Source organism: Pseudomonas sp. IT-P218 (genome assembly GCF_949767605.1).
GTDB lineage: Bacteria > Pseudomonadota > Gammaproteobacteria > Pseudomonadales > Pseudomonadaceae > Aquipseudomonas > Aquipseudomonas putida_AE.
Genome location: NZ_CATKQQ010000008.1, coordinates 1 through 17,312, shown reverse-complemented (window position 1 = coordinate 17,312; position 17,312 = coordinate 1). Strand labels below are relative to the sequence as shown.

General features: G+C 61.6%; 14 protein-coding genes and 1 pseudogene. 7 read left to right on the top strand and 8 right to left on the bottom strand.

Features of this window, described 5'->3' with window-relative positions; translation table 11 throughout:
* Window positions 1-9: 9 nt before the first annotated feature.
* Both ddlA and ACM6I6_RS05670 read right to left on the bottom strand, forming a co-directional pair.
* Entirely contained in the window at window positions 10-1,104 is a 1,095-nt protein-coding gene (ddlA, locus tag ACM6I6_RS05675; protein ID WP_274074152.1) for a D-alanine--D-alanine ligase, read from the bottom strand.
* A gap of 250 nt (window positions 1,105-1,354) precedes the next feature.
* A complete protein-coding gene (locus ACM6I6_RS05670; protein ID WP_274074151.1) occupies window positions 1,355-2,668 on the bottom strand; it encodes an MFS transporter in 1,314 nt (437 codons plus the stop codon).
* A 202-nt stretch (window positions 2,669-2,870) separates the two neighbouring features.
* Here ACM6I6_RS05670 and ACM6I6_RS05665 point away from each other — a divergent pair, with 202 nt between their 5' ends.
* From ACM6I6_RS05665 to ACM6I6_RS05655, 3 genes and pseudogenes are all read left to right on the top strand, one after another.
* Window positions 2,871-4,289 (top strand): short-chain fatty acid transporter, encoded by a 1,419-nt coding sequence (locus ACM6I6_RS05665; protein WP_056853286.1) that lies wholly within the window; start codon window positions 2,871-2,873, stop codon window positions 4,287-4,289.
* 55 nt (window positions 4,290-4,344) lie between these two features.
* Window positions 4,345-4,524: pseudogene (locus ACM6I6_RS05660) on the top strand (hypothetical protein); the annotation flags it as partial.
* A gap of 152 nt (window positions 4,525-4,676) precedes the next feature.
* Window positions 4,677-5,849: a hypothetical protein gene (locus tag ACM6I6_RS05655; protein WP_414919568.1), complete on the top strand. Its 1,173-nt coding sequence runs from the start codon at window positions 4,677-4,679 to the stop codon at window positions 5,847-5,849.
* 74 nt (window positions 5,850-5,923) lie between these two features.
* Here ACM6I6_RS05655 and can read toward each other — a convergent pair whose 3' ends face one another.
* A complete protein-coding gene (gene can / locus ACM6I6_RS05650) occupies window positions 5,924-6,568 on the bottom strand; it encodes a carbonate dehydratase (protein WP_274074149.1) in 645 nt (214 codons plus the stop codon).
* 169 nt (window positions 6,569-6,737) lie between these two features.
* Between can and ACM6I6_RS05645 the strand changes: the two genes are divergently transcribed.
* Complete coding sequence (locus tag ACM6I6_RS05645) at window positions 6,738-7,142, top strand: serine kinase/phosphatase (protein WP_323627083.1); 405 nt, start codon at window positions 6,738-6,740, stop codon at window positions 7,140-7,142.
* Window positions 7,143-7,252: 110 nt separating this feature from the next.
* Here the strand turns inward: ACM6I6_RS05645 and rimI are convergent, their stop codons facing one another.
* Together rimI and ACM6I6_RS05635 are read right to left on the bottom strand one after the other, a co-directional pair.
* Window positions 7,253-7,705, bottom strand: coding sequence for a ribosomal protein S18-alanine N-acetyltransferase (rimI, locus tag ACM6I6_RS05640; protein WP_274074147.1), 453 nt, complete (start codon window positions 7,703-7,705; stop codon window positions 7,253-7,255).
* Window positions 7,698-8,438: an energy transducer TonB gene (locus tag ACM6I6_RS05635; protein WP_274074374.1), complete on the bottom strand. Its 741-nt coding sequence runs from the start codon at window positions 8,436-8,438 to the stop codon at window positions 7,698-7,700. The genes rimI and ACM6I6_RS05635 overlap by 8 nt, the downstream gene beginning before the upstream one ends.
* A 221-nt stretch (window positions 8,439-8,659) precedes the next feature.
* Between ACM6I6_RS05635 and mksB the strand changes: the two genes are divergently transcribed.
* Genes mksB through mksF form a run of 3 tightly spaced genes read left to right on the top strand, consistent with a single transcriptional unit; the run spans window position 8,660 to window position 13,465 of the window.
* Window positions 8,660-9,937 (top strand): Mks condensin complex protein MksB, encoded by a 1,278-nt coding sequence (gene mksB, locus ACM6I6_RS05630; protein ID WP_274074146.1) that lies wholly within the window; start codon window positions 8,660-8,662, stop codon window positions 9,935-9,937.
* A complete protein-coding gene (gene mksE, locus ACM6I6_RS05625) occupies window positions 9,927-10,628 on the top strand; it encodes an Mks condensin complex protein MksE (RefSeq protein ID WP_274074145.1) in 702 nt (233 codons plus the stop codon). The genes mksB and mksE overlap by 11 nt, the downstream gene beginning before the upstream one ends.
* Complete coding sequence (mksF, locus tag ACM6I6_RS05620) at window positions 10,625-13,465, top strand: Mks condensin complex protein MksF (RefSeq protein WP_274074144.1); 2,841 nt, start codon at window positions 10,625-10,627, stop codon at window positions 13,463-13,465. The genes mksE and mksF overlap by 4 nt, the downstream gene beginning before the upstream one ends.
* Before the next feature lie 185 nt (window positions 13,466-13,650).
* Here the strand turns inward: mksF and ACM6I6_RS05615 are convergent, their stop codons facing one another.
* From ACM6I6_RS05615 to ACM6I6_RS05605, 3 genes are read right to left on the bottom strand one after another with little or no spacing between them, the layout of a single operon-like run.
* Entirely contained in the window at window positions 13,651-15,954 is a 2,304-nt protein-coding gene (locus tag ACM6I6_RS05615; RefSeq protein WP_274074143.1) for a PqiB family protein, read from the bottom strand.
* On the bottom strand, window positions 15,947-16,570 hold the full coding sequence (locus tag ACM6I6_RS05610; protein WP_274074142.1) for a paraquat-inducible protein A: 624 nt from the start codon (window positions 16,568-16,570) through the stop codon (window positions 15,947-15,949). Before ACM6I6_RS05610 ends, ACM6I6_RS05615 begins: the two co-directional genes overlap by 8 nt.
* The gene (locus ACM6I6_RS05605; RefSeq protein WP_323609303.1) at window positions 16,557-17,216 is read right to left on the bottom strand and encodes a paraquat-inducible protein A; all 660 of its coding nucleotides are present in this window, start codon (window positions 17,214-17,216) and stop codon (window positions 16,557-16,559) included. The genes ACM6I6_RS05610 and ACM6I6_RS05605 overlap by 14 nt, the downstream gene beginning before the upstream one ends.
* Window positions 17,217-17,312: the final 96 nt, after the last annotated feature.

Sequence of the window (17,312 nt, the reverse complement as noted above, 5' to 3'; positions counted from 1 at the left end):
CGCGTCCCCTCAACGACTGATTTTCAACGCCTGCCGGGCCTGGTGTTTCGCCAGTGCCAGGTCGATCAAGCGCGTGACCAGTTCACTGTAGGTCATGCCGGCTGCCTGCCACAGTTTCGGGTACATGCTGATGCGGGTGAACCCCGGCAGCGAATTGATTTCGTTGATCAGCACTTCGCCGCTCTCGGTCAGGAAGACATCGACCCGCGCCAGGCCGGAGCAGCCCAGCACCTGGAACGCCTCGACGGCCATGGCGCGGATGCGCTCGCTGGCTTCGACGCTGATCTGGGCCGGAACCACCACCTGCGCGGCCTTTTCGTCGATGTATTTGCTGTCGTAAGAGTAAAACCCGCTGTGCACCACGATCTCGCCACAGCCGCTGGCGATGGCCTCCTCGTTGCCAAGGACCGCGCATTCGATCTCGCGCCCCTTGACCGCCGACTCGATCAGCACTTTTTCATCGAAGCTCAATGCCAGCTCGACCGCCGCCGCATATTCGGCTTCGTCAGTCACCTTGCTTACACCAACGGAAGACCCCTGGTTGGCCGGCTTGACGAACAGCGGCAGGCCGAGCTTGCCGCTGACCTCGGCGAAACCCGTGCGCGCGGCGCTGGCGCGGGTCAGGGTGACGAACGGCGCGACGGCAAGGCCAGCATCACGCAACAGGCGCTTGCTGATGTCCTTGTCCATGCAGACCGCCGACCCCAGCACATCGGAACCGACAAACGGCAAATCGGCCATGCGCAGCAAGCCCTGCAGGCAACCGTCTTCGCCCAGGGTGCCGTGGACGATCGGGAAGATCACGTCGACATGGCCCAGCAATTCGGGCCCCGCCGTTTCCACCAGTTGCTGACGGGCCTTACCCGGCACCACGGCCAATTCGCGATTGGATTGATTGAGCGCGATCAGGGCCGGGTTTTCCTGGTTCAGCAGGAAATTCGAGGGATCGTTGAGGTGCCAGTGGCCTTGCTTGTCGATGCCGATCAGCACCGGCTCGAAGCGCGAACGGTCCAGTGCATCGACAATGTTCTTCGCCGACTGCAACGACACCTCGTGCTCAGCCGACCGCCCGCCAAAAATAACGCCCACACGCAGTTTACTCATTGCCTGACCCCATGGTGGATGTGCTTGCAACCCGGATAGCCGTCACGTTACGGCTGCAAGGTCTTGGCGTCCAGCGGCTCGCCGATGGTCTGTAGGAGCGAGCTTGCTCGAAGGTTTTGAAAGCGCTGCGTTCATTCAGGAAGCAGGCGTAATCGTTAGCCTCCATCGCGAGCAAGCTCGCTCCTACAGTGAAGAGCGCTTGAAAATTGCCCTGCAAATATAAGGAAACCGCGCCAGTCACCCTTGCCCATCACGCCGCACCGGCAGCCGGACACCCGGCGATGCTCTGCATCCGTGTGCCGAAATACGCCGCGCTGAGCACGCCCACCGCGCCCATCACTGCGCAGAAGATCACGCAGATCCAGGGGCTCCACGGCATCAGGCCGATCAATAGCAAAGGTGTAATGCTCGCCCAGGCGGCGTAGGCAATGTTGTAGGTGAAGGAAATACCCGAGACGCGAATCCGCGCCGGGAACAGGCTGACCATCACCGACGGCACCGCGCCCACCACCCCGCAACTCAGGCCGGCCACCGCGTAAGCCAGGCCGACCCAGTTGCCACCGCTGATCAGGCAGCTATAGAGCACGCCGATGCCCAAGGGCAGCAGCAGGCTATAGAGCATCACGGTGCGCCAGGCGCCGATGCGATCGACCAGCAAACCGGCGAGCACGCAGCCGATGTTCAGGAAAACGATGCCCAGTGCGCTCAGGGCGAAGGTGTGGCTGGCGGTCATGCCGAAGGTTTTCTGCATCATGGTCGGGGTGATGACCACGAACACCACTACCGCGGAGGTCAGCACGCAGGTGAGGATCATCGCCGGCAGCAGGGCCAGGCGATGTTCGCGCAGGACCGCCCGCAGCGGCAACTCGACGGCCGCCTCACGCCGTGCCTGCATGGCCATGAACACCGGGGTTTCGCTGAGCCAGCGCCGCAGCCAGACGCCAATCACGCCAAACACCCCGCCCAACAGGAATGGGTAACGCCAGGCGTAGTCGAGGATTTCAGCCGGGGTGAAGGCCTGCGCCAGGAACGTCGCCGTCAGGGCGCCGAGCAAGTAACCGAAGGTCAGCCCCGCCTGCAGGAAGCCCAGGGCGTAGCCGCGATGGCCGGCCGGCGCGTGTTCGGCCACGAAGACCCAGGCGCTCGGCACTTCGCCCCCCACCGCCGCGCCCTGGAGCACGCGCAGGGCCAGCAGCAGCAGCGGCGCGAAATAGCCGATCTGCGCATAGGTCGGCATGATCCCGATCAGCAGGCACGGCAGCGCCATCATCAGGATGCTCAGGCTGAACACCTTCTTGCGCCCCAGGCTGTCGGCGAAATGCGCCATCAGGATTCCGCCCAGGGGCCGCGCCAGGTACCCGGTGACGAAGATGCCGAAGCTTTGCAGCAGGCGCAGCCACTCGGGCATTTCCGGCGGGAAAAACAACTGGCTCAAGGTCAGGGCGAAAAATACGAAGATGATGAAGTCGTAGATTTCCAGCGCGCCGCCGAGGGCCGCGAGCCCCAGGGTCTTGTAGTCCGAGCGGCTGAACGGCAGCGGACGTGGATCGGTATTGGCAGTCATGTAAAGAACTCTGGCACAGGCAAAAACCAAGGCGCCCATGGTCTACGCAAACGCGCCGGCGGACAACCCGTTAGACCAAAGTCCCATAGGCGCAAAAACAGCGCCGCAAAAAGCATGCGCTTGAATTAATGTTGGCGTCTGTCCAGTGGGGCCCCCTGCGGCCCCGAAGACCACAACAAACATAAAAATTCGAGGTAGTCCCGTGGCCGCTGATATCGAAGATACCCGCTCCGCCCGCTTTGCCCTGCGCTGTTCAAGTTTTGCCGAACGCTGGTTCCCCGACTCCTGGGTGTTTGCCGCCCTGGCGGTGATCATCGTCGCCGTGGCCACCATGGCCATGGGCGCCAAGCCGACTGACGCGGCCATGGCCTTTGGTGACGGCTTCTGGAGCCTGATCCCGTTCACCATGCAAATGGCGTTCGTGGTGATTGGCGGTTATGTGGTCGCCAGTTCGCCACCGGCGGTAAAGCTGATCGACCGCCTGGCGAAGTTGCCGAAAAACGGTCGCTCCGCCGTGGCCTGGGTGGCGCTGATCTCCATGGTCGCGTCGCTGCTCAACTGGGGTCTGTCGCTGGTGTTCGGCGGTCTGCTGGTGCGTGCGCTGGCGCGCCGTACGGACCTGAAGATGGACTACCGCGCCGCGGGTGCGGCGGCGTACCTGGGGTTGGGCGCGGTGTGGGCTCTGGGCTTGTCGTCGTCGGCTGCGCAGTTGCAGGCCAACCCGGCCAGCCTGCCACCGTCGATCCTGTCGATCACCGGGGTGATTCCTTTCACCCAAACGATCTTCCTCTGGCAATCGGGGGTCATGTTGCTGGCCTTGATCGTCATCTCGCTGATCATCGCCTACGCCACCGCCCCCGGCCCGAACACGGCGCGAGACGCCGAGGCCTGTGGCGTCGACCCGAGCTTCAACCTGCCACCGCTGCAACCGCGCACCCGTCCCGGCGAATGGCTGGAACACAGCCCGCTGCTGACCATCCTGCTGGTGCTGCTGGCGGCTGGATGGCTGTTCCATGAGTTTTCCACCAAACCTGCGATCAGTGCGATCTCCGGCCTGAACACCTACAACTTCCTGTTCATCATGCTCGGTGCCCTCCTGCACTGGCGCCCGCGCAGCTTCCTTGACGCGGTGTCCCGCGCAGTGCCAACCACCACCGGCGTGCTGATCCAGTTCCCGCTGTACGGTTCGATCGCCGCGCTGATGACCACGGTCAAAGGTGCCGATGCGCAGACCCTGGCCCACCACATCTCGACCTTCTTCGTCAGCATCGCCTCCCACGACACCTATGCCCTGCTGATGGGCGTGTACTCGGCGATCCTGGGGTTCTTCATTCCGTCCGGCGGCGGCAAGTGGATCATCGAAGCGCCGTATGTGATGCAAGTGGCCAACGACCTGAACTACCACCTGGGCTGGGCCGTGCAGATCTACAACGCCGCCGAGGCCCTGCCCAACCTGATCAACCCGTTCTACATGCTGCCACTGCTGGGCGTGCTGGGGTTGAAGGCGCGGGACTTGATCGGATTCTCGTTCGTTCAGTTGCTGGTGCACACGCCGTTGGTGCTGCTGTTGCTGTGGGCACTGGGGACGACGCTGGCGTATACGCCACCAGTGATGCCGTAAGGGCACGGCCACAGTTTTTCCTGGTTCTCCCGTATCAGCGGGTCGGACCAGGGAGAACAATGTGACGGCCTTTCAGAAAGCGATGGATGTCGCCATGCAGTTACTGCAGAGCGCCGTCATCGATGCCAAAAAAGCCAGACTGAGCGATACCGACGAAGCCATCGTCAAGGATGCGGTGACCGCACAGGTTGAATACTTGCGCGCCGGCAGCCAATTGGCGCTGCGGCTATTGTGATTGCCTGACCTCTCGCCAGCCCGCAAACACTGATCGCGGGCTGGATCGCAGGCTTGAAAAAAAAATGCGGGAGGCCTGTTTTTCTGCATCATTGTGTTGATCCAGTATGACGTGCGATCTTGTATCGCGACCCCGCTGAAAAGGATCTGAGCATGCTTAAACTCGCCGGACTCACCCTCGCGGCCCTCACCCTGAGTACCGCTGCCCACGCCGATGTCGCCCTGAAACTGGGCAGTACCGAACGCGTTTCCCGCCTCTTCGCCCACCCCAACAACTGCAATGTGATCTGCTATCGCAACTGGACGCTGGAGCAGACCGTCGAGCATTACCTGACTCAAAGCGTGCAGCGCGATGGCTATGGCGAAGCGAAGGTGCTGGTGAAAACCGATAACGGTCAGCTGCATGCCGAAATAACCGGTGTCCCCAACGGCTATGAAAAGCCCTTGGCAGCACTGCTGGACGCCGGCGACCTGGCCTACAACGGCGCCAGCAAACTGAACGCCGACGGCAAGTGGGGCTACAGCTGGTATTTTTTCCTGCCGCTGGGCATGGCGCTGGAGAACCGCAGAAGCGTCGAACTGTTGCACTTCCCGCCCGATTATTCGCTGACCCAGGCCCAGGATTACCTGAAATCGGCCACCTCGGATCGCTGGGCCACACTGCTGACCGTCAATGGCATTCCGGCCGAGCAGACGCCGGGCTACCAGACGATCATCGATATCGCCCCGATTGCTGCGCCGTCGAACGCCGGCAAGGACCTGGCAGGCGTCTACGACTACTTCAAGGACTACCAGACCACCATGGTCAAGCAGGTCACCCAGCACGCCAGCGGCATGGCATTGCCCATGGTGGCCTTCGGTGTACCGGTGCGTAACTGGGTCAAGCAGCAATACGGGCCAACCATGAACGTGTTGAGCCTGGTGACGATCAGCCCGGTCGACGGGGTCAAGGTACCGGTATTGGGCGCCAACCATCCGAGCTACATCTGGTACGCCGCCGATCCGGCCAGCTACACCGGCAAGGATGCCCAGGGCCAGGCCGATACCGCGGGCCTGAAAGTCATGGCCCAGGATTTGAGTGTCGCGTGCTGGCAGGCCGCCATGGGCCGTGAACCGGACAGCAATCCTGATGTGGAGCTAAAAAGCTGCACCCAGACCTGGCAAGTGGCCCAGGCCGACAAGACCTGTGCGCTGTTCTACACCTCGATCCGCAAGCTGACGACCGCACAGGCCGCGGGCAAATGTGCGACCGCCTCGATCAAGGCCCAGCTCAAACTGCTCAAGGCACCAGCGCCAGCCCCGGCGATCCCGGCTCCGGCGCTGTAACCCGATGAACGGCAGTCGCCGACGGCCAGGTGTTTTTGCAACACCGGCGTCGGCGCACGCTGTGCTGAAGGGCTTTACTGGGTCTCGACCGGACGCAATCGGTACTGCGGCGGCAACTGCTCGAAACCGCTGATGGTGGTGTTCAGGCTTTTCCAGCGACCGTCCTTGATGCCATAGATGCAACCATGGATCGACAGGCTCTGCCCGCGGTGCCAGGCGTTTTGCACAATGCTGGTATGGGCGACGTTGGCCACCTGCTGGATCACGTTGAGTTCGCAGAGGCGGTCGACCTGCTCCTCTTCGGTGGCCAGTTTGGCCAGCTCTTCGCGCTTCTCGTAGTAGAGATCGCGAATCGACCGCAGCCAGCCGTCGATCAGGCCGAACTGGCGATCCTGCATCGAGGCGCGCACGCCGCCACAACCATAGTGACCGGTCACGAGGATGTGTTTGACCTTGAGCACGTCCACCGCGTACTGGATCACCGACAGGCAATTGAGGTCCGTGTGCAACACCACGTTGGCCACGTTGCGGTGCACGAACAGGTCGCCCGGCAGCATGCCGACGATCTCGTTGGCCGGCACCCGCGCATCGGAACAGCCGATCCACAGGTACTCCGGGGTTTGTTGACGAGCCAGCTTGGCGAAGAAGTCAGGATCTTCTTTGGTGATCGCGTCGGCCCAGCGCTCGTTGTTATCGATCAGATCTTGTAATTCGTTCATGCAATGAAGCCTCGGTAATGGTGCGCAGGTTTGACAGACAACCGCCCGTCGGGGTCACGCGCGTTATGCAGTTGCCACGCTGATACCTGCCCATGGCACTCCATGCCGGTTGAATTCTCTGCAACCCAGTGGGTCCACCCTAGTAAGGCTAACAGTATGAGGAATTGCCATGACTGATTCACGACGTCCGTACGATGCGGTGCAACCGGAACCCATCGATGATAACGAAGACCGCATGGGCTCGGTACATGAGCTGGATTTTGACGCGGACGAACCCAGCGCAAAAATCGGCGATGAATTGCCGCAAAAGGAACGCGAAAACCTGATGCCCGAGGAGCGCGTGCGTGAAGCCGGCATGACGGGCGCATCGACCGATGACCATGAACCCACCGATGACGACATGAGTCCGGAAACGCTTATTCGTGAAGACGGTGCCCGGGATGCCCAGGAAGCGGGTGACGGTGACCAGGCCGATTGGGACTTGAGCATTGTCGATGAAGACGACATTGGTGGGGGCAATGGGTTGGATGAGGCGGAGATGGCGCAGCGCGATCCGCTGGACAGAAAACGCTGATCTGCGGATTAACCTGTAGGAGCTGCCGAAGGCTGCGATCTTTTGCTCTTAAAAAATCAAGATCAAAAGAACGCAGCCTGCGGCAGCTCCTACAAGGGCATCTACGGTGATCAATCGACGAGGGTGCAGGCCATCACCACCGCATCTTCACGCCCGCCGACCGCCGGGTAGTAATCCCGTCGCCGCCCAATCTCATTGAAGCCATAGCGCTCATACAACTTGAATGCCGCGGTATTGCTGTCGCGCACTTCCAGGAAGCATTCCCGGGCATCAGCCTTGTAGGCGATCGCCATCAAGTGCTCCAGCAACGTCAAACCCAGGCCGCGGCCCTGGTTTTCCGGCTTGACGGTGATGTTGAGCAGATGCGCCTCGTCCAGAATGATCTGCACCACCCCATGGCCCACCTGCTGCTGGCCTTCGAACATCAGCCAGATCTGGTACTTGCCCAGGCCATCGAGAAAGATCCCGCGGGTCCAGGGATGGCTATAGGCCGCGTACTCGATCTTCAGAACAGTTTCCAGGTCCGCCTCGGTCATCGGGCGGAACGATACAGCGTCACTCATTCGATTCATTCCAACGCGCCATCAGCCGACGCATGGCTTGCCACACGGCGGCCTTGCGCTGTGGCTCTTCCATTAACAATTCCAGGCCCGGTACTGCCCAGGCCGAGCCCAGACCTTCGATCTGCAGTTCGCGGTTGAATGCATCAGCGTCCGCCTCACCGGCAAACCGCACCGCGGGCAGGCCGATCAGCCAGAGGCAGGCACATGGCGCCTCTTCCATGCGCACCGAAAGGAAACCCTGGACAAAATCACGGGCCGCCTCCGGGCCCTGGTCCATCGTCCCGCGCACCAGCAGCGGCCAGCGTACCGGCTCGCCGACGATCTGCGGGCTGTCCGGCAGACCGGCGGCGCGCAGCATGTCCTTGAGCAGCAGATACGCGGGATCGCGGGCCTGGAACGCTTCGCCTGTGGGTAACTCCACCAGCAGCAGGCAGCGGCCGGCTCGCAGCAGTTGCAGGGCGAAGCGCGGTGGCGGCACGGGCGCGACCCTGGCGACTACCGGGGCTTCCTCGACCTCAGGTTTGGCGCCGGTGCGCGTGCTCGCCAACGATGGCCGCGGCACCTCGATCTTCACCCGTTCGGCCGGTTTTACCGCAGGCGCAGCGGGCGCTTCGACCACAGGTAAAGGTGCTACGGGCGCAGCGACCAGCGGCTCGGGCGGTTCCAGCAGCTCGGGCCGCGACGGGGCGGCAAAGGGCAATTCGGTGCGCGGCAGCCAGTTGACCACCTGCATGGCGTTCAAATAAGCGCGACGACGGGACTCGATAAGCAAAGGTCGGCCACTTGTGGATAACTAAAAGTGCGCCGATTCTACCGCCCTTCGCACAAGATCGCCCGCTGTTGATCGATAGACTTCTCATATAGAAAAAGCGACAGCCCGTCCCGAGAGTGAATCGATACGCCCTCGATGCAGTACAATCGCCGCTTTTAATCGCCAACCAGCCGGCCATTCCGATGATCGAACCCAAGCGCGTCTTGCGCGCCCTCGCTGAACACTGGGCACTTCTGGAGCCACTGTGTGAGCATTTCGACCAAGGCACCCTGAGCCTCAACGAATTGCGCATGCAACTGGCCGCCCAGCAACTCGACAGTTCTCCGCAGGACATCACCAGCCTGCTGGACGTGTGGATTCGCCTCGATATCCTGGTTCCCGTGGCGAAAAGCCCGAACCGTTTCGAGCTCAACGCGCAAATCCACGACTTTCTCGCCTACCTGCGCCGTGAACACCGTTTGGGCCTATGCCTGGAAATCGAAGCCTATCTGCGCCATCTCGAGCGTCTGGCCGGCTACATCCAGGACGCCTTCGACATCCGCGACGGCAACGACCTGGCCCGCCAGCTACGCCTGCTCGACATGCGGGTTCGCGATGTACTGAAAAAACTCGATAACGACGAACAGGCACTGGTGGCCGTCGCCGAAAGGGCGAAAACCAGCGACCGACAGATTCCGCTGCGCCAGCGTTACGCCGAGGTGCTGGCGACCTGGGACGAATACGTCGAGCCGATGATCGATCTGGTGAACGCCGACGGCGCCTTCGAACAAGGCGTGCGCAAGGTCGAAACCGTGCTGCTTAAGATGCTCTCCGAGCAGCAACGCCTCGGTCATCTGGTCGACGACGACATGCTGCTGCGCACCCACGCGCGCATCCTCGAAATGCAGACCAGTGCCCAGTTGACCCTGCGTCACGCGCGCGAACTGTTGCTGCCGCTGCGGGAAGAGGCGCGTCGTCACAACGCCGTCACCCGTGGCGCAGCACTGGCCCTGGCGGCCATTCGCCGCAAAGGCATCGATGCCGTGCCGCAGGCAGCCATGCCGTTGTTCACCCGGCCGCAAAGCACCTTCCTCGGCAGCGCCAGCCAGGTCGAGGCCTACGTGTACGCCCTGGCCCGATTCGAACCGAAACCGGCGCGCTTCCCCAAGGCCCACAAGACCCAGAAAGGCGAAGCCCCGCGTGCGCCACGCACGGTTCGTGAAATGCTCGAACGCTGCGAAGACGCCCTGCCGATGCCGGACCTGATGACCTGGCTGCTGGAGCAGGAACCGGACGGCGCCACCGACGAATTGCTGTACTGGTTCTCGCGCCTGTCCCGGGAAAAACGCTTCAAGCGCGAACGCCTGGAACGTCGCGAGTACCACACACACGAGCACCAGGTCAGCCTGCGCTCCTTCGCCCTGCTCTCGGTCGGCGACGACGCCATCGAGAATTCTGCGAGCACCCCCAATGCATCTTGATCTTTCCGAACTGTCCCAGCTGGCACCGATCTTTCGCGAGCTGTTCAAGGGTTACCACGTCAGCCGCCGCGATCCTGAGCTGTATGCGCAGCTGTCGAACTTCCAGGACCAGTACCGCACGCTGTTCAAGGCCCTGGGCTTTGAACTGGTCTGCGATACCCGTGGTTTCTACTACTTCGTGCCGGACGGGGCCGCCGCAACGGTAAACAAGACCGCCCAGCGCCTGGCGCTGTTCACTTTCATCCTCGTCGAGCACCTGGCCGACCAGGGCCGCGACCCGATCGCCGTACTCGACGGCGGCAGCCTCGGTCGCGATGAACTGCCCTCGCTGCTGGAAAAATACCGCGACCTGTTCATCCAGGCTGAAGTGCAGACCCAGGATGAGCTGGAAGAAAAGATTATGCGGCGCATGACCCAGCTTGGCTTCGCCGGCGAAGAAAACGGCGTGTACCGCTTCCTGCCGCCGATGCACCGCTTCCTCGATGTGTGCCTGTCGGTGCAGCAGGACCGTGACCTGGCGGCCAGCCTGCACAGCGTATTGCCACTGCCGGTACCCGTGCTGATCGACGAAGACAGTGACGAAAAACTGCTGCAGACCGACGACCCGCTCGACCTCGCCGAATTTTCCGATGAAAGCGAAGAAGACGCCCTGGCCCGCGCCATTGCCGAAGAACAGGAGCTCGACGCATGAGCAAGGAACGCTACGGCATCCGCCGCTTTGCCCTTTTGAACACCGCCGGCTACAGCCTCGGCCTGTTCCCGCTGGAAGAGCCACTGTCGGTCTACGGCGCGAACAACCTCGGTAAATCCGCTTCGATCAACGCCCTGCAGTTCCCGATCCTGGCGCGCATGTCGGACATGAGCTTCGGCAAGTACAGCCTGGAACAATCCCGGCGTTTCTACTTCGCCTCCGACACCAGCTACATCCTGGTGGAAGTGAACCTGCCACACGGTCCTCACGTGATCGGCGTGGTCGGACGTGGCCCGGGTGGCGGCTTCGGTCACCAGTTCTTCGCCTATGCCGGCCAGCTGGACCTGGCGCACTACCAGAAAAACGACACCTGCCTGCGCCAGAAAGAGCTGTTCAGCAACCTGGAGCGCGAAGGCCTGAAAGCCTACGAACTCAAGCCCGATGAACTGCGGCGCCTGCTGGTCGGTGGCCACACCTCGATCCCGCTGGACCTGACCCTGATCCCGCTGCGCTCCACCAGCGAACAGAGCCTGAAGACCTTCCGCGCCTTGTTCATCAACCTGCTGCACATGCGCGAAATCACCGCAGCCAAGCTCAAGCAACTGTTCCTCGATGCCTTCGAGCACAGCTTGCGCTCCGGTAGCGTCGACTACATCGCCGCGTGCGAAGAAGCCTTCCGTGATGTACGACGCATGGAACAGGACTACCACTCGCTGGTGGCCGCCGGCCCATTGGTCGAAGCCCTGGCCAACGGCGTGAAGCAGCGCGACATCCTGCGCGGCAAGCTGCACCGGATCTCGCCGCTGCTCGACTCCCTGCTCGGCACCTGGTCGGACTACGCCAGTGCCCGCAAGGAAGAGCTGACCCTCCAGGCCGAGCACTATCGCCACGAGCAGGACGCCCTGCAGAACGATCAACGTGGCGGCACCCAGGAGCTGATGCGCCTGGAGCGGGAAATCACCGGCATCCAGCGCTGGCTCGGCGAGCTGTCGGTGCTCAAGCATCGCTTCGCGCTGATCGATGACGTCAAGGTGCTCGAGCAACAATTGCTCGCAGCGAAAGATGCTCACGACGAGCTGGCAGGTGCCCTGGCGCAATCGCGTCAGTTCAGCGCCGAGGACCTGGAAGAACGCCTGCGCGACCTGGAAAAACGCCTGAAGTCGGTCAAGCAGCAACTCGACCACGCCGACAACAACAGCTACGCCCGCCTGCGCGAGGAATTCTCGCAGCAGGACGTCGAGCGCCTGATGCGCCTGTTCAACAGCGCACTGTTCAGCCTGCCCCTGGGTGAACACGGCATCAGCCTGGACGAGAATGGCGACTGGGTGAAATCCGTGGAACTGATCCTCGATGGTTTCAAGGGCGAGCGCTTCGAAGTGCCGGGCCTGTCCATCGACATCTCGCACATCGAGCCACCGGCTCTGCAAGCCCTGGCCGACCGCGCGGCGCTGCGCGATCAGAAGGAACGCCTGGAAAAAGAACTCAAGCAACTGAAAACCCAGCAGGCCGTGGCCGCCGACCGCGCCGCGAGCAAGACCCAGACCGAAGCGCTGTACCAGCAAGTGCTGGATGCACAGAAAGCCCTGGAAGACTTCCGCCGCGCGCAAACCCTGAGCGCCGAGGAGGGCGACAAGCTCGAACAGCTGGCGCAGATGGAAGCCGCCCAGGACGAATTGAAGCGTTCCAGCGATGCGTTCACCGAACGTGTCCAGCAACTGTCGGCCAAGCTGCAACTGGTCGGCCGCCAGATCGGCGACATGGAAGCCAAGCAGCGCACCCTCGACGACGCCCTGCGCCGCCGTCAGTTGTTGCCGGCGGACCTGCCGTTCGGCACGCCGTTCATGGACCCGGTCGACGACTCCATGGATAACCTGCTGCCACTGCTCAACGACTATCAGGACAGCTGGCAGGGCCTGCTGCGCGCCGACGGGCAGATCGAGGCGCTGTACGCCCAGGTGCGCCTCAAGGGCGTGGCCAAGTTCGACAGCGAAGACGATATGGAACGTCGCCTGTCACTGTTGATCAACGCGTACGCACACCGCACTGACGAAGCCCTGACCCTGGGCAAGGCCCGTCGAGCGGCCGTGACCGACATCGCCCGGACCCTGCGCAACATCCGCAGCGACTACGACAGCCTCGAGCACCAACTGGCGCTGTTCAACCGCGAGATCAACAAGCGCCAGGTGTCCAACCTGCAAAGCTTCCGCATCGTGCTGGCGCCGAACAAGGAAGCACTCAAGCACATCGACCAGATCATCCACAGCGCCGGCCAGTATGAAGAAGGCGAGACGCTGTCGGTCTTCGACCTCAGCCAGAGCGCCGAGCAGGACAACAAGAACGAAGAGGCCAAGGAATACCTGGCGCGGCTGGTGGCGGCAAACCACAACCAGCTCGGCCTCAAGGACTTGTTCGAGCTGGCGTTCGAGATCACCAAGGTCAACGGATCGCCGGTGATCCACACCGACATCGACGGCGCCGCGTCCAACGGCACCACCATGACCATCAAGGCGCTGACCAACATGTATTTGTTGCTGCACTTGATGGACCGCGACCTGGCCGGGCGTGTGCGCTTGCCGTACTACCTCGACGAGGCCGCGGACATCGACGAGAAGAACCAGGCGGCCTTGCTGGAAACCAGCCTGCAACTGGGCTTCGTGCCGATCCTGGCGAGTGTGAAGCCGCAGGTTTGCGCCAGTGTCGCCATCGACCTGGAAGGCGGCAGCGGCCCGGCGGGCATCTACATCGATGAGGAGGACTGGAAGTACATCCGTCGTCACGAACCGGTGAAGGCGTCAGTGAATGTCGAAGCGGATGAGCCGGAGCTGGATGCGGTTTGAGTTGAACCGCTAGATGCGAAAAGGCCGCTATCCAATGGATCGCGGCCTTTTTTTGTGGTTCTTTCAGTGCTCTTCAGGGCCTCTTCGCGAGCAAGCCCGCTCCCACAGTGGACCGGTGTACATAAGTCCATTGTGGGAGCCAGCCTGCTGGCGATGGCGTCATCACTGACGCCACATACTCCCTGTTACTTGCCGAGCGGAATCTTCGGCGCCCAGGTCAGCCATTCCTCTTCGAACTTGTCGAACAGCGCAAACGTCTGCTCCGGCCGCGCCGGGTTGCCCATGCGCTCGCCGTCTGGCGTAGCGAAGGCAACACCGCCCTGGATCATGGTCTCCAGCGACTCGGTGCGCACCGTTGCCCCTCTGAACAGGCCAACATCGAAATCAAACCCGCTGGTGTTCCAGAAGCGTGTGCCGCTGCGTACCAATGGCGCGTACTTCGGCTCGATCAGGATGCGGATCAACACTCGATCAGCCGTCTGCCCCAGCTCGTAACCCGTGACCTTGCCCACGGTGATTTCGCGATAAGTCACCGGTACCCCGGGTTTCAGCGAACCACGGCGAGGAGCGCTCAACACCAGGCTCAAGCCGGCTTCCTGCCTGGCGGTTTCCGGTGGACTGGCCAGCGCCACGAAGTTTTTCTGCGGCCCCAGGTTCTTCGCAGCCGGTTGCACCTCGATGTACTGCCCAGTGACCAATGTTTCCAGGTTGGACGTCTTGATCAACCCCAGCTCGGGCTTGACCACCCAGAACTGACTGCCGACGCGCGCGATGCGCTCCGGCACTTCATCGATCCGCGCCGTCAGCAGCACCGACTGCAGGTCGTCACTCAGATCGACGTCTTCGATCTTGCCGACATCCAGCCCCTTGAAGCGGATCGGTGTGCCGGTATGCAGGCCATCGGCACGGTCGACCTTGAGGGTGATCACCGTGCCTTTCTGGTTGGCTAGCTCATGGCTGGCGAACAGGCGGAAACGCGGGATGCGCTTCTGCAAGGGCGCCTTGGCCTCCGGTGTTTCAAAGGCGATGCCGCCCGCCATCAGGCTTTGCAACGATTCGCTCTTGACCTGGATCCCGCCGGTCAGCCCCCCGGTCAACGTGATGCCACTGGCATTCCAGAATCGAGTGGAGGCGTTGACCAGGTCTTCGTATTCCTTCTCGATATGGACGCCAATCACCAGCTGTTTCTTCTTGCGCGAAAACTGATAACTCTGGACCGAGCCCACCTTGACCTGCTTGTAGAGTACCGGGCTACCCACTTCCAGCGAGCCGAGGTTATCGGTGAACAACACCAGGTGCAGACCCGGGGCACGCAAATCCAGCGGCGGCGCCTTGGGCCGTGCGACAAACTCGCGTTGCGGCGCGGCGCCTTTGTCCCCTGGACGCACGGCGATGTAGTTACCCTTGACCAGTGCTTCAAGGCCAGTGATGCCCGCCAGGGAGATCGACGGCTTGACCACCCAGAACTGGGTGCCATCGACCAGGTAATCCTCGGCCAGTGGGTCCAGCGTCAACTCGGCGCTGGCGCCGGACAAATCGGGATCGACCTTGAGCGCCTTGAGGGTGCCGACCTGGATGCCTTTGTACATCACCGGCGTACGGCCAGCCTGCAAGCCTTCGAAGTCAGTCAGCTTGACCTTGACCTTGATACCGGCAGCGGCCGCGTCGAAGTCCTCATACAGACGGAACGGCAGGCTCGGATCGGTCGGCGGGCTGTCCTTGCGGTTTTCAGGCGTGGCAAACGCAATACCGCCAGCCACAATACTGGCCAGGGACTCACTGCGTACTTTTACCCCGGACAGGTTGGCGTCGATGCTGATGCCGCTGGCGTTCCAGAAGCGCGTGTGTTTGCGCACCAGCTTGGCGTAGGTCGGCTCGATGAAGACCTTGAGTTCAACCGTACTCTGGTCTTCTGATAGCACGTAGCTTTTGATCTGCCCGACCTTGATCTGCTTGTAGAACACCGGGCTGCCACGGTTCAGCGAACCCAGGCGATCGGCCTTGATCGTCAGGTGCAGGCCTGGCTGGGCGTCGGACAGCGGCGGCTCCTCGGCCAGGGCCTTGAACTTGCGGGTAGGCTCGCCCTCACCCGGACTGACTGCGACATAGTTACCCGAAACAAGCGTCTCCAGGCCGGTGATACCGGCCAGCGTCACGCTCGGCTTGACCAGCCAGAAGCGCGTGCTGGTGCGCAGGTATGGCTCCACGTCCTTGTTCATTTCGACGGTCGCGATCACACCTTTGGAGCTGCCTTCGTCATCAAGCTTGAGGGTTTTCACCTTGCCGACCGACATGCCCTTATAAACGACTTCGGTCTTGTTGGCCTGGATACCTTCACCGCTTTCGAAACGTACCTGAATCTCGATACCGGTTTCGTTGTAGGCACGCCAGCCAAGCCAGCCGCCGATGATCAAGGCGATCAGGGGCAGAATCCAGATGGCAGACCAGTTCGAGGCCGGTCGGGTTTTCGCTACGGGCAAATCAGTCATGGTCGTCGTCCGACTCCGTGTTATCCCAAATCAGTCGGGGATCGAAAGTTACTGCGGCAAGCATCGTCAGAATCACTACGCTGGCGAACGCGATGGCGCCAAGATTGGCTTCGATGCTGGCAAGCCGTCCAAAATTCACGAGCGCCACCAGGATGGCGATCACAAAGATATCGAGCATCGACCAGCGGCCGATGAACTCGATAAAGCGGTACATCCATATTCGCTGGCGGGCCGAGAGTGGCTGGTGGCGCTGCACGGAAAACAGCAACAGTGCGATACCCACCAGCTTGAACGTGGGCACCATGATGCTGGCGATAAACACCACCGCGGCGATGGGAATCATGCCGTGCTGAACCAGTTCGATCACTCCGGACATGATGGTGCTCGGATCACCCTTGCCCAGGGAGCTCACGGTCATGATCGGCAGCAGATTGGCCGGTATGTAAAGAATGGCGGCGGTGATCAGCAACGCCCAGGTCCGTGTCAAACTGTTCGGGCGGCGGGCATGCACCAGCGCGCCGCAGCGAGTGCAGACCTGTTCGTCGGTATCAGCTTCCTGCTTGTTCAATTCATGGCATTCCGCGCAAATCAGAATGCCTGCATCAATCGCCCGCATGGGCATCCTCTCCTGATAAAGCCTGCCAGATCTGGTGAGGAGACATCACGACCTCCAGCCAGACCTGAACCAACAACAATCCAATGAAGCATGCCAGGCCCAGGCCGATGGTCATTGCTGCCATATCTGCCAGCTTGACGATCGCCACCAGTACGCCCATGAGGTAAACCTCGAGCATCCCCCAGTCCCGCAAATGGTGGTAAATCCGGTAGAGCAGCAAGCCGTAGCTACGCCCGACGTCAAAACGGATGCTCAGCAACACCACCAGTTGGCAGAGCAGCTTGAGCAACGGAATCGCCATGCTGCACAGGAACACAATGACTGAAACGCTTTGCATGCCTGTATCGAACAGCGCGACAACCCCGCTCCAGACCGTGTCTTGCGATGATTGCCCGAGCAGGTTGAGTTGCATGATGGGTAAAAAGTTCGCCGGGATATACAACAGCAGTGCCGCAATCACCAGGGCGAGACTACGCTGCACGACGTTGTATCGATGGGCATAGAGTTCGTAACCACATCGCGGGCACAGGGCTTTCTCGCCATGGGCGAGCTCGGGCTTGCGCAACAGCAAGTCGCACTCATGGCATGCCACCAAATCGCTTAGCGGTAATTCTGACAGCTTTGAGGTGTCAACCGGCTCTGGCATATGACGCTCTGACTCCGAAAAAGTTGGGCCTATTCTAGTGCCATGAATCAAAAATAACTGTGCCAATTTGTGCACGAGTCTTTCTCGCGGACAAAG